The sequence below is a fragment of the Bartonella sp. AP58NXGY genome (assembly GCF_042195785.1).
Classification (GTDB): Bacteria; Pseudomonadota; Alphaproteobacteria; order Rhizobiales; family Rhizobiaceae; genus Bartonella.
Map to the genome: position 1 here is coordinate 391 of NZ_JBHIOY010000287.1, position 279 is coordinate 669.

1 pseudogene is annotated in these 279 nt (G+C 41.9%); it reads left to right on the plus strand.

What is annotated here, in order from left to right:
- Window positions 1-279: pseudogene (locus ACFINC_RS10985) on the plus strand (hypothetical protein); the annotation flags it as partial.

Here is a 279-nt window from a genome sequence, read left to right on the forward strand (position 1 = left end):
GCAGTTTATCTGCTCCTACCTATGACACAAATAAACCGGTTTCAATACAGTTTTTTGAAGATGTTGCTAATATTGCTTCATTAACACCAGTAAATAACAGCAGTCAGATCGTTATGAAACCCCGTCAAGAACTTGTAATACCAAGCCCTAGCTCACGCAAATTTTTACCGTTGCCACAACAGGAGAGATCTGCCAATAAAATAGCGGCATCGAAACAGCATCAAGGAAGCCCTTCTTTTCCGCGCAAAGGGTCTTTAGGGAATGGGGTTGGTTCAGAAA